This is a genomic window from Clostridium sp. BSD2780061688st1 H5 (genome assembly GCF_005845155.1).
GTDB classification, from domain to species: Bacteria; Bacillota; Clostridia; order Lachnospirales; family Lachnospiraceae; genus Claveliimonas; species Claveliimonas intestinigallinarum.
Window position 1 is genome coordinate 20,860 of the sequence record NZ_SPGT01000019.1, and the last position, 15,848, is coordinate 36,707.

The 15,848-nt window shown below is 58.1% G+C and carries 15 protein-coding genes; all 15 read right to left on the reverse strand.

The genetic code is table 11. The annotated features are described in order from the left end of the window. Position 1 precedes the first annotated feature (1 nt). On the reverse strand, positions 2 to 880 hold the full coding sequence (gene rsgA / locus FGQ86_RS11875; RefSeq protein ID WP_033124385.1) for a ribosome small subunit-dependent GTPase A: 879 nt from the start codon (positions 878 to 880) through the stop codon (positions 2 to 4). A 3-nt stretch (positions 881 to 883) separates the two neighbouring features. Continuing rightward, positions 884 to 2,914 carry a Stk1 family PASTA domain-containing Ser/Thr kinase gene (pknB, locus tag FGQ86_RS11880; RefSeq protein ID WP_033124386.1) on the reverse strand — a complete coding sequence of 677 codons (2,031 nt, stop codon included), beginning with the start codon at positions 2,912 to 2,914 and terminating at the stop codon, positions 884 to 886. Next, entirely contained in the window at positions 2,908 to 3,651 is a 744-nt protein-coding gene (locus FGQ86_RS11885; protein ID WP_033124387.1) for a Stp1/IreP family PP2C-type Ser/Thr phosphatase, read from the reverse strand. Before FGQ86_RS11885 ends, pknB begins: the two co-directional genes overlap by 7 nt. Continuing rightward, positions 3,629 to 4,726, reverse strand: coding sequence for a 23S rRNA (adenine(2503)-C(2))-methyltransferase RlmN (gene rlmN / locus FGQ86_RS11890; protein WP_052083749.1), 1,098 nt, complete (start codon positions 4,724 to 4,726; stop codon positions 3,629 to 3,631). The genes FGQ86_RS11885 and rlmN overlap by 23 nt, the downstream gene beginning before the upstream one ends. Before the next feature lie 6 nt (positions 4,727 to 4,732). Further along, the gene (gene rsmB / locus FGQ86_RS11895; RefSeq protein WP_033124388.1) at positions 4,733 to 6,031 is read right to left on the reverse strand and encodes a 16S rRNA (cytosine(967)-C(5))-methyltransferase RsmB; all 1,299 of its coding nucleotides are present in this window, start codon (positions 6,029 to 6,031) and stop codon (positions 4,733 to 4,735) included. Positions 6,032 to 6,076: 45 nt separating this feature from the next. After that, positions 6,077 to 6,784: a zinc metallopeptidase gene (locus FGQ86_RS11900; protein ID WP_171031560.1), complete on the reverse strand. Its 708-nt coding sequence runs from the start codon at positions 6,782 to 6,784 to the stop codon at positions 6,077 to 6,079. 82 nt (positions 6,785 to 6,866) lie between these two features. Beyond that, positions 6,867 to 7,814 (reverse strand): methionyl-tRNA formyltransferase, encoded by a 948-nt coding sequence (fmt, locus tag FGQ86_RS11905; RefSeq protein WP_033124389.1) that lies wholly within the window; start codon positions 7,812 to 7,814, stop codon positions 6,867 to 6,869. Beyond that, on the reverse strand, positions 7,815 to 8,291 hold the full coding sequence (gene def, locus FGQ86_RS11910) for a peptide deformylase (RefSeq protein ID WP_138304199.1): 477 nt from the start codon (positions 8,289 to 8,291) through the stop codon (positions 7,815 to 7,817). A gap of 90 nt (positions 8,292 to 8,381) precedes the next feature. Beyond that, the gene (gene priA / locus FGQ86_RS11915) at positions 8,382 to 10,625 is read right to left on the reverse strand and encodes a primosomal protein N' (RefSeq protein WP_207742300.1); all 2,244 of its coding nucleotides are present in this window, start codon (positions 10,623 to 10,625) and stop codon (positions 8,382 to 8,384) included. Positions 10,626 to 10,627: 2 nt separating this feature from the next. Further along, positions 10,628 to 12,091, reverse strand: a complete 1,464-nt coding sequence (locus FGQ86_RS11920; protein ID WP_138304202.1) for a UDP-N-acetylmuramoyl-L-alanyl-D-glutamate--2,6-diaminopimelate ligase — start codon at positions 12,089 to 12,091, stop codon at positions 10,628 to 10,630. Positions 12,092 to 12,216: 125 nt separating this feature from the next. Beyond that, positions 12,217 to 12,642: a MarR family transcriptional regulator gene (locus FGQ86_RS11925; protein ID WP_033124392.1), complete on the reverse strand. Its 426-nt coding sequence runs from the start codon at positions 12,640 to 12,642 to the stop codon at positions 12,217 to 12,219. 128 nt (positions 12,643 to 12,770) lie between these two features. Continuing rightward, complete coding sequence (locus FGQ86_RS11930; protein WP_138304205.1) at positions 12,771 to 13,586, reverse strand: purine-nucleoside phosphorylase; 816 nt, start codon at positions 13,584 to 13,586, stop codon at positions 12,771 to 12,773. A gap of 58 nt (positions 13,587 to 13,644) precedes the next feature. Then, positions 13,645 to 14,835: a phosphopentomutase gene (locus FGQ86_RS11935; protein WP_138304208.1), complete on the reverse strand. Its 1,191-nt coding sequence runs from the start codon at positions 14,833 to 14,835 to the stop codon at positions 13,645 to 13,647. Further along, positions 14,822 to 15,187: a hypothetical protein gene (locus FGQ86_RS16715; protein WP_347562511.1), complete on the reverse strand. Its 366-nt coding sequence runs from the start codon at positions 15,185 to 15,187 to the stop codon at positions 14,822 to 14,824. The genes FGQ86_RS11935 and FGQ86_RS16715 overlap by 14 nt, the downstream gene beginning before the upstream one ends. Next, positions 15,153 to 15,824, reverse strand: a complete 672-nt coding sequence (locus FGQ86_RS11940; RefSeq protein ID WP_347562512.1) for a hypothetical protein — start codon at positions 15,822 to 15,824, stop codon at positions 15,153 to 15,155. Before FGQ86_RS11940 ends, FGQ86_RS16715 begins: the two co-directional genes overlap by 35 nt. Positions 15,825 to 15,848 lie beyond the last annotated feature (24 nt).

The window sequence follows — 15,848 nt, forward strand, 5'->3', positions numbered from 1 at the left end:
CTCAATACCTCCTCTTTGCCTTCAGCTCCTCATACATTTCCAGATAGCTGTCATACCTGGCCCTGTGGATCTCCCCTGACTCCACCGCCGCCTTCACGGCGCAGTCCGGCTCATGTACGTGGTCGCATCCATTGTATCTGCACTGCCCCTCATAGGGAAAGAATTCCGGGAAGCAGTGCTTCAGCTCTTCCTTCTCAAAATCATTGGTGTAGAGGGAGCTGAATCCCGGCGTATCCATAATATAGGAGTTCTCATCTATGGCGATGAGCTCGCTGTGGCGGGTGGTGTGCCGCCCCCTCTCGATCTTCTCGCTGATGGAGCCGGTCTCCATCTTAATCTCGCTCTGGAGAAGATTGATAAGGGAGGATTTCCCCACTCCGGAGGGACCGGCCACAGTGGTCGTCTTCCCCTCCAAAATCTCTCTCAGCTGCCGGATATTTTCTTTTTTCTCCGCGCTTGTAAAGAGGATCCGGCACCCGCAGTTCCGGTAAATATCCTTCAGGTCCGCAAGGCGCGGGTCATCAGCGATGTCCTTTTTGTTAAAGCAGAGCACCGCCGGAATGTCCTTTCTCTCCATCATGACGAGAAAGCGGTCCAGCAGATTCAGGTGGGGATCCGGCTTTGCCGCCGCGAACACCACAAGAGCCTGGTCCACATTGGCTACCGCCGGGCGGATCAGCTCGTTCTTCCTCGGAAGGATGCGGACCAGATTGCCCTCCATATCCTTCTCGTCCAGCACATCGATCTCCACGTTATCCCCCACAAGGGGCTTTTTGTTCTCTTTCCTGAAAATTCCTTTTGCCTTACATTCGTAAATACCGGATTCCGCTACATGGACGTAGTAGAACCCGGCAATACCTTTTATGATTTTTCCCTGCATGTATTACTGTCCTTCTTCTGTGTCCGGCTCCTCCGGCGTCTCAGTGCTGTCGCCTGGAGAAGACGACTGGCCCTGGCTTACCACGAGATTGACCGAAGCCCCCCTGGACACGCTGGCCCCCACGCCCGGGTCGCAGGAGATCACCTGTCCTGCCGGCGCGGAGTCCTCCCTGTAGGTCACGCTTCCCACGCTGAGCCCGGCGCTGGCAATCAGCTGGCGGGCGTTGCTCTCCGATACGCCCACGACAGAAGGCACGCTTACAGGCCTTGATCCAAGGCTCACCACGATATTGACGTTAGCGCCCGCGTCCACCTTTGTGCCGCCCGAGGGATCCTGGGAGATGACATTGCCCTGGGCCACGCTGTCGCTGTAGTCCGTGGTGACTGTCACATTCAGCCCGGCCCCTGAGAGGGTGCTCTTGGCTGTATTCTCATCCGTGCCCCGCACATCCGGGACGCTGATCTTCTGCTCTCCCTTGCTGACCTGTATGGTCACAGTAGAGCCCTTTGCGGCCTGGGTGCCTGCCTCCGGGTCGGTGGACACCACCTCGCCCTGGGGCTGGCTGCTGTAGACAGCGGCAGACTCTACCTTAAAGCCGGCGTCCTCCAGAGTCTTCTGGGCGTCCGCCTCGTCCTGGCCTACTACGTTGGGCACCTCCACCTGCTCATCCGTCTTGCCGGTGCTCACATCCAGAGTGATCTGCGTATTTTTCTTTACCTTTTCCCCGTTCTTCGGGTCCTGTGCCATGACATAGCCCTTCTCGTACTTGGCGGATTCCTCCTGCTTTCCAATTTTCCAGCCAAGTCCCGCGTTGTTCAGCTCTGCCTTGGCATCGTCTAGGGACATGCCCACCACGTTGGGCACCTTCACCTGGCCGCTGTCCTCCTCTTGTGTCGTTCCCGTGCCGCCAAACCGGAACAGTCCGGCCGCCCGGCCGATCACAAGGGCAAGCACCAAAATGATGATGACCGCCACGACGATGGTCATGATCTTGATGACCTTGTTCATGCGAGGATTGACTTCATCACTGTCGTGATCCTCCCCGTCCTCGTCATCTTCGTAATCCTCATCGTCTTCGCCGTAGTCGTCATCCTCGCCGTACTCATCGTCCTCGTCATCATCTCCATAGGAACTGCGGATATCGTCCAGATCATCCTCCGTGATGATCACTGTGTCCGCATTTCCTACAGGGACGATCTGGACGAAATCTCCGTCCGGATCCACAAGGGAGTGCTTCAGATCCTGGATCAGCTCGTCCACATCGCTGTATCTTCTCTCCGCGTTTTTCTGGGTACATTTCAAAATGATCTGCTCGAGACTGTAGGGGATGTCCGGCACCAGCTCGGAGGGAGGCGTGATCTCCTCCTGCAGATGCTTCATAGCCACCTCCACCGTAGTGTCCCCGTTGAAGGGAACCTGGCCTGTGACCATCTCGTACAGGGTGATACCGATGGAATAGATGTCGCTCTTCTCATCGCTGTAGCCGCCCCTCGCCTGCTCGGGAGAGGTATAGTGAACCGACCCCATGGCCACCGTGGTGGTGGTCTTGGAGGTCACCATCCTGGCGATGCCAAAATCCGTCACCTTCACTTTTCCATCGTTGGATATAATGATATTCTGGGGCTTGATGTCCCTGTGTATGATATGGTGCTTGTGGGCTTCCTCAATGCCCGAGCACATCTGGATCGCAATACTGATCACTTCTCTGGCGGAGAGGCGTTTCTTCCGGTCTATATACTCCTTCAGAGTGATGCCCTCCACAAGCTCCATGACCATATAGTAGAGTCCCCTGTCCTCCCCCACGTCGTAGACATTGACAATATTGGGGTTCAAAAGGCCGGCTGCGGCCTGGGCCTCGGAGCGGAACTTTTTCACAAAGGTCTCGTCCTCCCGGAACTCTTTTTTCAAAACCTTGATCGCGACGTAGCGGTTCAGCATTGTATCTCTGCCCTTGTAGACATCCGCCATGCCGCCTGAACCAATCTTCTCAATTACCTCATATCTGTTGCCTAAAAAAATACCATCTTTTACCATTTGCCTACCTCATCAGCGATGGGCTCCGCCATCACTACCCCTATATTATCTCTGCCTCCGTTTGCATTTGCCTTGTCGATCAGCATATGCACAGCCTCTATGATATCTCTGGAGCCCTTCACGATGCCGAACATGACTTCATCCTCCACCATGTTGCTCAGGCCGTCCGTGCACATCAGTATCTTGTCTCCCCTTCTGATGCGGAATTCATAGAAATCTGCCTCTGCCTCATCCTTTACTCCCATAGCCCTGGTGATAATGTTCTTGTCCGGGTGGTTCCTGGCCTCCTCGGCCTTGATCCCGCCCAGGCGCACCATCTCCTCCACCAGGGAGTGATCCTTGGACAGCTGCCGGATATTGTCGCTGATCAGATAGAGCCGGCTGTCTCCGATATTCGCAAAATGCAGTGTATTGTCAATGACCGTGGCCGCCACCAGGGTGGTGCCCATGCCCTCAAGCTTTATATCTCTTTGGGCCTCCTCGATCAGTCTGCGGTTGGCGGTGTCAATGGCAGCCTTGAAAATCTCATCCGGTCTGCCGGGCGCGCTTTTTTCCAGTTCTTTTTTCAGCGTCTCAACGGTAAATTTGGATGCGAAATCACCGGCCTTGTGGCCGCCCATTCCGTCCGCAACTACCAGAAGATTGGGGAACGGTCCGATGGGACTGTCTGTCGCGAACACATAGTCCTGATTTACCTCCCGTCTTCTCCCCACATCAGTCAGCGCGTAAAATTTCATCTGCCTTTTCCTTTCCCGCAGCCGCATAGCGTCTCCGTAATTGTCCACAGGCCCCGTCAATATCGGAACCTCTTTCCCTTCTTATAGTAACATTTATTCCGTTTTTTTCAAGTTTATTTTGGAATTTGAGGGCATTTTGACGGCTGGGACGCACATAGCTCCTCTCCCTCACCGGGTTCACCGGAATGAGGTTGATATGGCAGTTTCTGTGCCCTGCGATGCGGATCAGATCCGCCGCGTCCTCGTCCGTGTCGTTGACATCCTTCACCAGGCTGTACTCAAAGGTGATCCTTCTGCCCGTCTTCTCGAAATATGTATCGCAGGCCGCCAGCACCTCCGAGAGCTCGTATTTGTTTGCCACCGGCATGAGACTCTTCCTCTTTTCCTGCGTGCCCGCGTGGAGGGACAGGGCCAGGGTGATCTGAAAGCCCTCCTCCGCCAGCCTGAGAATCCCGGGCACGATACCGCAAGTGGAGGCGGTGATATTCCTCTGGCTGATGTTCAGCCCCTCAGGGGCGCTGACCATGCGGATAAAGCGGACAAAATTGTCATAGTTGTCCAGGGGCTCCCCGGTACCCATGACCACAATGTTGGACACCCTCTCCCCGGTTATCTTCTGGATCCTGTAGATCTGTCGGAGCATCTCCGAGGTCTTCAGGTTCCTTATGAGCCCGCCGATGGTGGAAGCGCAGAACCGGCATCCCATCCGGCACCCGGCCTGGGAGGAAATACAGACAGAATTTCCGTAGTCGTATTTCATCAGGACGCTCTCCACCATGTTGCCGTCCTCCAGCTCAAAAAGGAATTTCTCCGTGGGATCCGCCTTTGAGATCTGCCTCTCCACCAGCTCCACCGGGGCGATCTGGTACTCCTCGTCCAGCTTCTCCCGCAGGGACTTGGACAGGTTGGTCATCTCCTCAAAGCTGTCCGCCAGCTTTACGTGAAGCCACTGGTAGATCTGCTTTGCCCGGAAGGTCTTCTCCCCGGCCGCCTGCATCTCCTCCGCCAGCTCTTCATATGTATAGGAACAGATATCCTTCTTTTTCCTCACAGCCTTCTCCATAATTTCCCCCATATTCTCTCAGTCCTTTCTGTCAAAAAGGGCAATGTAAAATCCGTCTCCCGCCTGCTGCCCGGGGAGGATCTGCTCCTGGCTCACCAGCCGGAAATCCGGATGCTCCGCCTGGAACCAGGCCGCGTTCTCCTCGTTCTCCTCCCGGTTGATGGTGCAGGTGCTATAGACCAGCCTGCCGCCGGGCTTTACGTACCTCCACACCTGGGAGAGGATCCTTCTCTGGAGAGCCGCCAGCTCCCTCTCGTCCTCCCGGGTCATCCGGTATTTCAGGTCGCTCTTTCTCCCCAGGACTCCCAGCCCGGAGCAGGGAAGATCCGCGATCACAATGTCCGCCTTCTCCACAGACTCCTCGTCAGGAACCGTGGCATCCCAGCGGACGGCCCGGATATTTTCCATGCCGGACCGGCGGATGTTGTCCCATATGAGCTCCACCTTATAATCGCTGATATCCCTGGCCTCCACCATGCCTGTGCCCGCCAGCATATCCGCCAGGTGGAGCGCCTTCCCGCCGGGGGCGGCGCAGACGTCTATGACGTAGTCCCCCTCCTTCGGGTCCGCCCGCTGTGCCACCAGCATGGAGCTGATGTCCTGCACCTGGAAATCCCCCTCCTGAAAGCTGGGGAGGGCTGCCAGATAATCGTAGCCGGAGATCAGCAGGGCGCAGGATAGCTCCGGCACATCCTCCACCTTCACTCCCTCACGGATTAGCTTTTCTTTGAGCTCCTCCTTGGAGATCTGGTGTAGATTGCATCGGATGGAGGTGGGCTTCTCCTGAAGAAAATTCCGCAGCATCCTTTCCACCTGCTCCCGGCTATAGCAGCCGAGCCACTGCTCCAGTATCCACCGGGGCATGGAGTAGACCACGCTGAGATACTCCAGGGTTCCCTCCTCCGGATAGGGCACTGTATCCAGGTTTCTCGCGATGGAGCGGAGCACCCCGTTGACAAAGCCCCTCAGCCCGCCGAAGCCTCTTGAGGCCGCCAGCTTCACCGCCTCGCTGCAGACAGCACGATCAGGAACGCTGTCCATGTACTTCAGCTGATAGACCGCGCTCCTGATAATGGCCCGTATGACAGGCTTCATCTTCTTTACTTTTACCTTGGAAAACTGGTCCGTGATGTAGTCCAGCTCGATCATCCGCTCCAGGGTTCCCTCCACCACTCTCGTGATAAAGGCCCTGTCGCTTTTATCCAGGTACTGGTATTTCCCCAGCACCTGGTTCAGCGCAATATGGCTGTACTGCCCGTCCCTTGTGACAAGGAGAAGGATCTCCACCACCAGGTCCCTTGTGTTTATTTTTGTCATCGGTCCCTCCTCTTTCTCTCTTTTCTTTCTCCGTCCTCCGGCCTTCTATCTGCGCCTGTTGCCTGTCAGCAGGATGATACGCAGAAGCTGCAGGATAGAGGACGCCGCCCCTGCCACATAGGTGAGGGCCGCCGCCCCCAGCACCTTCTTCGTGCCCTGGATCTCATCCGGGTACATGATGCCGGAGCTGCCCAGGATGCGCACCGCCCTGCCCGAAGCATTGAACTCCACCGGCAGGGTCACAAGCTGAAACAGGACCGCCAGGGAGAAGGCAAGGATACCCAGGTTCAGGAACATCTCCGAGGACCGGCCTGTAAAGAGAAGTCCGATGAGGATCAGGGGCCAGGCAAGGGTGCTCCCCAGGTTAGCCAGGGGCACCAGGGATCCTCTGATTCTCAGGGGCATATACCCCTGGGCGTGCTGCATGGCGTGTCCGCACTCATGGGCCGCCACCCCCACCGCCGCCAGGGACGTGGAGTTGTAGGTGGCGTCAGAGAGCCGCAGCACCTTGGTCCTGGGATCATAGTGGTCGGTCAGATTGCCCGCCACCCTCTCGATCCGGACATCGTAGATGCCCGCCCGGCGCAGCACCTCGTATGCCGCCTCATGGCCGGTAAGGCCGCTGTGGCTGCGGACTCTGGAATATCTATTAAAGGTGGACCGCATTTTGGCGGAAGCCGCCAGACAGATGATCACACCCGCAATGACAAGTATATACGTAGGATCAAACCAGTAATACATTGGATACATCATAGTAATCAACCTCCTAGAGGAGTATTATATACGAAAAACAGGCTGCCAACCTGTTTTTCATATAAATTTAACACTTTTTTATTTATTCTTCCATTTCTTCTTCGCCAAGCCTTGTCCCCGGCTCCACCCGGTAGCCTCTCAGGAAGGCGTCCGCGTCCATACGCTTCTTTCCCGGGATCTGCAGCTGCCTGACCGCCAGAAGTCCTTTCCCTGTCTGGACGAGAAAGCTCTCCTTTGTCACCTCCGCCACGGTGCCGCAGGGCTGTCCGCTCTCCTTTTCCAACACGTCTGCCCCCCAGATCTTCATGGTCTTTCCTTCCCAGACAGTCCAGGCGCTGGGCCAGGGATTTAAGCCCCTCACAAGCCGCTCTATGGAAACCGCGTCCTCTGTCCAGTCGATCCTTCCCAGCTCCTTGGACAGCTGCCGCGCATACCGGGTGGGCGTCTCCCCCTGCTTTTCGGGGTGCAGGGTGCCGGCCTCCAGGGCCTTCAGGGTCTCCACACAGAGCTCTGCCCCGGCCTTCGCCAGCTTGTCATGGAGGCTGCCGCCGGTCTCATCCGCCTCGATAGGCACCTCTGTCCGCAGGAGCATATCTCCTGTGTCCAGCCCCTCGTCCATCTGCATGGTGGTCACGCCGGTGACTGTCTCCCCGTCAATGATGGACCACTGGATGGGCGCGGCTCCCCTGTACTTCGGCAGAAGGGAGGCGTGGACGTTGATGCACCCGCAGGGGGTGAGCTCCAGGATCTCTTTGGGGAGGATCTGTCCGAAAGCAATCACCACCATCACGTCCGCCCCATAGCGGGCCAGCTCCTCCACACAGCTCTTCTCCCTCACCTTCACGGGCTGAAAGACCGGGATGCCGTGTTCCAGAGCCTTCTCCTTTACCGGTGTATACTGCACCTTCCCGCCTCTTCCCTTTGGCTTGTCGGGCTGGGTCACGGCCAGCACCACCTCGTGCCCCGCCTGGATCAGGGCCTCCAGGGTCCCCACCGAAAAATCCGGGGTTCCCATAAAGATCACTCTCATCTACTCATCCTCCTCGTCGTAGGTCACATCGTGGAGCTCTCCCTCCACAAGATCCACGTACATCTTTCCATCCAGATGGTCGATCTCGTGGCAGAAGGCCCTTGCCAGAAGTCCGGTGCCCTCCAGCTCGATCTCTTCCATATCCTCGTTCAGAGCCCTCACCTTCACATAGTCAGGCCTTGTCACCTGGCCGGATTTGCCGGGCACGCTCAGGCACCCCTCCTCGCCGGTCTGCTCGCCGGAGGTCTCCAGGATCTCCGGGTTGATGAGGACGATGGGGCCCTCCCCCACATCGATGACGATGATCCTCTTGAGCACACCCACCTGGGGGGCCGCAAGCCCCACGCCCAGGGCCTCGTACATCGTATCCAGCATATCCTGGATCAGGATCTTTGTCCGCAGGGTCATCTTTGTCACTTCTTTGCACTGCTTTGTCAGCACTTCATCTCCAAGCTCTCTTATCTTTCTGGTTGCCATATGTCTTTAGCTCCTTCTATAAAAAATATTCTCTATCTGTCAAAAACGGCGTCCTGTCAGGAGTAGTCCCTGCCAAAAGGCCTCCTCCCGTCAGAAGGAATGTACAGGGTCAAAGTCGAACTGGATCCGGATATCCCGGAACCCCCGGTTCAACTCAATATACTGCTCCATTCGGTCCTTCGCCTTAACAAGCATACCATATTTTTCGGATTTTAGATAGAGGATCTTTCGGTAAACGTCGCTCACCTTTCCCACATGGGGGCTGGCCGGGCCGATCACCGCAAGCTGCCCCGAGGAGCCCAGTCTGGCCGCAAATTCCTTCAGATATGCGGAGGCGGTGGTCAGCTTCTCCTCGTCCTGCGCCGCCAGGAGGACGGCAAGGAGATGGGCCGCCGGCGGATACCCCATTATCTCCCGGTACCGGATCTCCTCCTCATAGAAGGCCTCGTAATCCTGCCTGGCGGCTGTCTCGATGCTGTAGTGCTCCGGGCTGTAGGTCTGGATCACCACCTCGCCTCCTCCCTCTCCTCTTCCCGCCCTGCCGGCGGCCTGTGTCAGAAGCTGAAAAGTGCGCTCCGCAGAGCGGTAATCATCAGTGTAGAGGGACATGTCCGCGGCCAGTACCCCCACCAGGGTCACATTGGGGAAATCGTGGCCCTTGACGATCATCTGGGTGCCCACAAGGATATCTGCCTCCCCGTCTCCGAAGGCGGAGAGGATCTTCTCGTGGCCGTCCTTTCTCCGGGTGGTGTCCGCGTCCATCCGGAGCACTCTGGCCCCCGGGAACTCCCGCTTTACCATCTCCTCGATCTGCTGGGTGCCCGCCTTAAAGCCCCCGATGTGGGGGGAGCCACATTCCGGGCAGGTTCGCACCATGGGCCTCTCATAGCCGCAGTAGTGGCAGACCAGCCTCCCTCCCCTGTGGGCGGACAGGGACACGTCGCAGTGGGGGCACTTGATCACGTGGCCGCAGGACCGGCAGGACACAAAGCCCGCGTAGCCTCGCCGGTTGATAAAGAGCATGGTCTGCTGCCCCTTCTGCAGCCGGTCCGCCATGAGCTCTCTCAGGCTGTCACTGAAGATAGAACGGTTCCCCTTCTTCAGCTCCTCCCGCATATCCGCCACCCGGACCCGGGGCAGAGTCCCGCTTCCGGCTCTGGAGGGCAGTCGCAGCAGCACATACTCTCCCCTCTCGCAGCGGTAGAAGGCCTCCAGGGAGGGAGTGGCCGATCCCAGCACCACACCGGCCCCCTCCAGGCGCGCCCTCTCCACAGCTGTCTCCCGGGCGTGATACCGGGGCACCTGCTCGCTCTTGTAGCTGCCCTCGTGCTCCTCGTCTATGACAATGAGCCCCAGCCTGGGAAAGGGGGTAAAAAGGGCGGACCTGGGGCCGATCATGACGTCAATCTCCCCTTTTTTTGCCCGCTGCATCTGGTCATACCTCTCCCCCGCCGACATCCGGGAGTTGAGGATGGACACCCGGTCCCCAAACATTCTCTGGAAGCGGAGCACAGTCTGCCAGGTAAGGGCGATCTCAGGGATGAGCACAATGGCCTGCCTGCCCGCCTCCACCACCTTTCGAATCATGGCCATGTAGACCTCCGTCTTGCCGCTGCCGGTAACGCCGTAGACCAGGTAGGTGCGCCGCAGTCCCCTGTCATAATCCTCTGAAAATCTCCGGATGGCCTCCGCCTGCTCTGTCGTGTACGCGATCTGTCTTCCCGCTTTCCTCCCGGCCTGCACCGGATTCCGGTACACCCGGGAGGACTCTGTGAGGAGAAGTCCATCCTCCTCCAGAGCCCGCACCACCGGAGGAGTGATATTCAGTTTCTCCCGGGCCAGGTCGTAGTCCAGCCTGGGGCTTGAGAGGAGGGCCTCAAGGAGACGGGCCCGGGCCTTCTGATTCTTCTTCTGATACCACCTTAATCTCTTCTCCCCCTCTTCCGGGGAGACGAGAAGGACCAGCGTCTTCTTCTCCCTCTCCCGCTCCTTTCTCTTGATGGGGAGGACGGTCTTCAGGGCCTGGATCATGGTGCCCCCGTAGGACTCCTTCATCCAGGCGGCCAGGGCCACCAGCCGGGTCTCGATGCCCACGCTCTCCCCCGGCACTGCCAGGATCTCCTTGATCTTTGCCGGGTCGTAGCCGGGGGTCTCGGAAAATCCCACAATATATCCCCTGGTCTCCTTATTTCCCTTTCCAAAGGGGACAAGCACCTCCGTCCCCACAGCCAGCTTCCCTTCCAGCTCTTTCGGAACCGTGTACTGAAATATTTTGTCCAGCTTTTCGTTTGTAATGTCAATGATAATATCTGCGTAAATCTTTTTTTCCGGCATCCTTACCTGTCCTTTTCTCCCCGGAGTGCCTCCAGTATGATCTCCCTGTCGTCCATGGGATAGCGCACTCCCTGTATTTCCTGGTATGTCTCGTGTCCCTTTCCCGCGATCAGGACCACGTCCCCTCTGCCGCTTCGGTCCACCGCATAGCGGATGGCCTCCCTGCGGTCCGGTATGACTGTGTAAAACCCTTCTGTCCGCCTCATGCCCTCCACAATGTCCGCGATGATGTCCTCCGGCCTTTCCTCCCTGGGATTGTCGCTGGTGATGACCGTCTCGTCCGCCATCCGCCCTGCCGTCTCTCCCATCTCATACCTTCTCTGCCTGGACCTGTTTCCCCCGCATCCGAAGAGGACGATGAGCCGGCTCTTCACAAAGCCCCTCAGAGTATCCAGGGCGCAGGAAAGGCTCATGGCATTGTGGGCGTAGTCCAGGAAGATAGTCCGCCCGCCTGCGCAAGAGATCTGCTCCATCCGGCCCGGGACCCTGACCCGGCTCAGAGCTTTTCGCACCGTCTCCTCCCGAATCCCCAGCTCAAAGGCCGCGGCGGCCGCCGCAAGGGCATTGTACACATTGTATCTCCCCGGAAGCGGGATAAAAAATCCTCCCTCTCTGCCCTCTATCCCAAAGCTCATGCCGGAGCGCCCGTCCCTTGTCTCTTCCTTAATCCTCACAGCCCGCCAGTCCGCTCCCTCCTCCGTACCGAAGGTAACTTTCCTGCACCCGGTCCGGTCAAAGATTTCCCCATAGCAGGGATCGTCTACATTCCCAAGCCCGGTCTCGCACTGGAGAAACAAAAGATGCTTGCACCACCGGTACTCCTCCGGGCTGGCATGCTCCCCGGGGCCGATGTGGTCCTCCCCCAGGTTGGTGAAGATCCCCATGCAGAAGGGAACGCAGGCAGTCCGCTCCAGCTTCAGCGCCTGGGAGGACACCTCCATCACTGCGCTTGTAAGCCCCGTCCCCCTCATCTCCTGAAAATACGCCATAAGCTGACAGGACTCAGGGGTTGTATGCGTGCTGGGGAAGCGGCGCAGTCCTGTGTCCGTCTCGATGGTTCCGATCAGTCCGCATGCCCCCTCCTCCCGCGCCAGGATATCCCGCAGCATCCAAGCGGTGGTTGTCTTCCCCTTTGTCCCGGTTATACCGATGACCCGCAGGTGCTCCGCCGGATACCCACAGGCAGCCGCGGACATGGCAGCCAGAGCCCACCGGGTATCCGCCACCCGGATTACCGTCACGCCAGGCGGGCAGGCGATCTCCTTTGACGCCACAATGGCCGCCGCTCCCTTTTCCACCGCCTCCGGGACAAACCTGTGTCCGTCCGTTCCGTACCCCTCAATGCAGACGTAGGCGTCTCCTCGTCTTAAATCTCTCGTGTCGTTCGTCACACCCTCAACCCGGGTGTGGACCGTACCTTGTATCACCTCGTATCTCACCTGTGAGAGCAGCCGGATCAGTTCCATATCTGCCTCCCGTGATATAGGCCTTATTTATAATTGTCACACAGCCGGGAAGTTCAGTCAACTGTTTCCGTGTGCCAAATTTCCCGGGAGGGTGACAAAAAGGATGCTCTTTTTAAAGCATCCTTCTACTCCCGCTCCGAAAATCCTTTCACAACCTTTTCCTGGATACGCAGCAGCGCCTCCGCATCCTGAGGGCCCAGAAATTCCAGCAGCCGGATCACATCCTCCAGCGTTTTTTCTCTCTTGTCTTCTATTTCATCTCTGCCTGCCAGAGTGATGGACACGATGACCTGCCTGTTGTCCTGGCAGTCCGCAGTCCGGGTCACCCAGCCCTTCATCTCCATATGCTTCAAAAGCGCGGCAATGCGGGCTGTGCTGACCTGCATCTTTCTGCTGAGATCCTTCGGGAAAGCTGTCCCTCCGTGTTTTTCCAGATAATTCAGCACAAAGAACTCTCCCTTTGTCAGTCTGGCCAGCTCCTCATTGACCGCCACATGAGGCCATTCAGAGCGCATTTTCAGGAGCTCCTCTGCTATCTCTTTGTAATTCATGATTCCTCCCCATCCGCAAATGCTATTAGTATTAGTAAATCATATGCCTCAGAGCAGAGTTTGTCAATCCTTGTTCCAAAGAGCTTACTTCCACATGGCTCAAAGAAGCCGTCTCAATGGAGATCCTTTCAGGCCAGACTGCCGATAAACGATGTCACCAGCCGCTCAAACTGATCCTTCACCCTGTCCGCCGTCTCCTGCACCTCCTGGTGGTCCAGGGGCCTGTCCAGTATGCCTGCTGCCATGTTGGTGATGCAGGATACGCCGCAGATCTCCATGCCCATGTGGCGGGCTGCGGTGGCCTCGCAGGCCGTGCTCATGCCTACGGCGTCCGCCCCCAGAGCGCGCAGCATCCGGATCTCTGCCGGCGTCTCATAGTTTGGCCCGGACAGCTGGGCGTAGACTCCCTCCCGCAAAGAGACCCTCTCCCGCCGGGCAGCCTCCCGCAGCTTCTCCATCAGCCCCCGGTCATAGACCTGGCTCATATCCGGGAAGCGTGTTCCCAGCTCTTCTATGTTCGTCCCTCTTAGGGGGCTAGGAACAAAGGAGGAGATCTGGTCTGTAATCATCATCAGATCCCCCGGCTCAAAGTCCAGATTGATCCCGCCCGCCGCGTTGGTAAGAAGGAGGGTGCGGGCCCCCAGCATACCCATAAGCCGGATGGGCAGGACCACCTCCTGCATGTCGTATCCCTCATAGTAGTGGACTCTTCCCTGCATCAGCACGACAGGCACGCCCTTCACTCTTCCAAAGAGGAAACGTCCCTGGTGTCCTGCCACAGTGGAGACGGGAAAGCCCTCCAGCCGGCTGTAGGGGATCTCCTCCTCCACCTGAATTCTCTCCCCGTATCCTCCAAGGCCGGATCCAAGCACAATGGCCGCCCTGGGCACAAAATCCGTTGTCTCCCTGATAGTATCCACATAGCGTTTCAGTCGTCTGTACATAGTCTTCCCCTTTCTCTGTCATTTTTTCCAGCTCTTCTTCCCCGGTCATCCTCTATCTCTAAAGCAGCTCTGCCAGGCGGGAGGTTCCGATGGTCCCCTCCGGCATCTCCAGGCCGAAATTGTCCGCCACAGTGGCTCCTATAACGGCAAAGGTATCCGCCTCAGGCAGCGGCCCTCCCTTCTCCAGGGAGGGGGACCAGGCGATAAAGGGCACATACTCCCGGGTGTGGTCTGTCCCCGTGTAGGTGGGATCATTGCCGTGGTCCGCCGTCAAGATCACCAGATCCTCCTCCCTCATAAGCTCCATCAGCCGTCCCAGCCCCACATCAAATTTCTCGATCTCCCGGGCATACCCGCCAGGGTCTCTCCTGTGTCCCCACAGGGCGTCAAAATCCACCAGATTGGTAAAGCACAGCCCTGTGAAATCCTCCCGGCATATGTCACAGGTCTGCTCCATGCCGTGGACGGAGCTGTCCGAGTGGAGGGAGCGGGTGATACCCTCGCCGGAGAAGATGTCGTGGATCTTTCCCACGGCGATCACATCCAGACCCGCGTCTTTAAGCACGTTCATGGCGGTCCTGCCAAAGGGCTTTAAGGCATAGTCCCGGCGGTTGCTGGTGCGGACAAACTGCCCTCTCTTCTCCCCCACGTAGGGCCTGGCGATGACCCGCCCCACCTTCCACTCATCCCGCATGGTGAGCTCTCTGGCGATCTCACAGCAGCGGTACAGATTGGCCAGGTCAAAGGTCTCCTCATTGCCGGCGATCTGAAGCACCGAGTCAGCGGAGGTGTAGACGATCATGGATCCGTCCCGGATCTCCTCCTCCCCCAGCTCGTCCAGGATCTTCGTCCCGCTCTCGCTCCTGTTTCCGATCACCTTTTTGCCGCAGCGCCTTTCCAGCTCCCCGATCAGCTCCGGTGGAAAGCCGTGCTCCGTAAAGGTTTTAAAGGGCTTCTCCACTCTCAGCCCCATCATCTCCCAGTGGCCGGTCATGGTGTCCTTGCTCCTGCTGGCCTCCGCCATCCGCATGAAACGCCCCGCGGGAGCCGGGTCAGAGTCCATCTGCGGGCAGGGGTGCAGGTTCAGCATGCCAAGCCTTCGCAGATGGGGAATGGAAAGGGGACCCGCAGACTGAAGGATATGCCCGAAGGTGTCCACGCCCACGTCCCCGTACTCCGGCGAGTCCGGCATAGCTCCTATTCCCAGAGAGTCCAGGACAATGACAAAAATTCTCTTATAGCGTTTCATAGTCTCCTCCTTTCGCGGCGCGTATCTGCCGGATCAGCTTCTCCTTTACACGGTCCGGCGCAAAGGATACTTCAGCGGCGTTCTCCATCAGCTGCCAGATTTCCTGATCCCGGATCCCCCAGGACTCCTGGACAAACTCCAGCTCCCCGGACAGGGTGCTGCCGCTGACCGTGCGGTTGTCCGTGTTAATGGTGACCTTCAGCCTCTGATCCAGAAATTCCCGCAGAGGATACTCGCCGGGGCTCTCCACTGCCTTTGTCTGCAGGTTGCTGACAGGACACATCTCAATGCCTATGTTCTTCTGCCTGCAAAGTCTCTCAAGCTCCGTCTGTCCCCCCCATGGCAATTCCATGGCCGATCCGCAGGGCCCCGGCTTCCAGGGCATCCCGTATATTGGCGGCGCTGCCGCACTCCCCCGCATGGATGGTAAAGGGCAGGCCCAGCTCTCTTGCCCGGGCAAAAAGCTCCAGGAAATCCGCCATGGGGTAGGCCGCCTCATTGCCGGCTAAGTCCGCCGCGCACACGCCCTGTCCCAGAAATTCCCGGGCCGCCCGCATCATGGACAGATTTTGCTCAAAGGTGTGTCCCCGCATGGCGCACACGATGACGTTGTACTCTGTCCCAAAGTCCTTCCTGCCGCTCTCCAGCCCCTCCAGAAGAGACCGGATCACCTCCCGGCAGGTGAAAGAGCCGTGGGCCGAGAGGGAGGGGGCAAACCGCACCTCCGCGTATCTGACATTCTCCTCTGACACGGTTTTTATAAAATCATACCCTGCTCCCCGCAGTCCCTCCTCATCCTGAAGGCAGGCAAGCGGCAGGTCGAATTTTTCCAGGTACTGCGCCAGGCTTCGGCAGTCCCTGTCCACCTGCAGCTCCCGGAGAGACACCTGCCTTCCCAGCCTCTCTTCCACGAACTCCCGGCTCAGAGAGCCATCCAGGTGACAGTGGAGCTCCACCTTGGGAAACCTGGTCCACTTATTTTTCCCCATAGGTCCGCCTCCTTTCTTTTTATT

Coding starts and splice junctions, on each gene's coding strand:
- rsgA (WP_033124385.1), bottom strand. CDS start 880: ATGCAGGGAAAAATCATAAAAGGTATTGCCGGGTTCTACTACGTCCAT.
- pknB (WP_033124386.1), bottom strand. CDS start 2,914: ATGGTAAAAGATGGTATTTTTTTAGGCAACAGATATGAGGTAATTGAG.
- FGQ86_RS11885 (WP_033124387.1), bottom strand. CDS start 3,651: ATGAAATTTTACGCGCTGACTGATGTGGGGAGAAGACGGGAGGTAAAT.
- rlmN (WP_052083749.1), bottom strand. CDS start 4,726: ATGGGGGAAATTATGGAGAAGGCTGTGAGGAAAAAGAAGGATATCTGT.
- rsmB (WP_033124388.1), bottom strand. CDS start 6,031: ATGACAAAAATAAACACAAGGGACCTGGTGGTGGAGATCCTTCTCCTT.
- FGQ86_RS11900 (WP_171031560.1), bottom strand. CDS start 6,784: ATGATGTATCCAATGTATTACTGGTTTGATCCTACGTATATACTTGTC.
- fmt (WP_033124389.1), bottom strand. CDS start 7,814: ATGAGAGTGATCTTTATGGGAACCCCGGATTTTTCGGTGGGGACCCTG.
- def (WP_138304199.1), bottom strand. CDS start 8,291: ATGGCAACCAGAAAGATAAGAGAGCTTGGAGATGAAGTGCTGACAAAG.
- priA (WP_207742300.1), bottom strand. CDS start 10,625: ATGCCGGAAAAAAAGATTTACGCAGATATTATCATTGACATTACAAAC.
- FGQ86_RS11920 (WP_138304202.1), bottom strand. CDS start 12,091: ATGGAACTGATCCGGCTGCTCTCACAGGTGAGATACGAGGTGATACAA.
- FGQ86_RS11925 (WP_033124392.1), bottom strand. CDS start 12,642: ATGAATTACAAAGAGATAGCAGAGGAGCTCCTGAAAATGCGCTCTGAA.
- FGQ86_RS11930 (WP_138304205.1), bottom strand. CDS start 13,586: ATGTACAGACGACTGAAACGCTATGTGGATACTATCAGGGAGACAACG.
- FGQ86_RS11935 (WP_138304208.1), bottom strand. CDS start 14,835: ATGAAACGCTATAAGAGAATTTTTGTCATTGTCCTGGACTCTCTGGGA.
- FGQ86_RS16715 (WP_347562511.1), bottom strand. CDS start 15,187: ATGGAATTGCCATGGGGGGGACAGACGGAGCTTGAGAGACTTTGCAGG.
- FGQ86_RS11940 (WP_347562512.1), bottom strand. CDS start 15,824: ATGGGGAAAAATAAGTGGACCAGGTTTCCCAAGGTGGAGCTCCACTGT.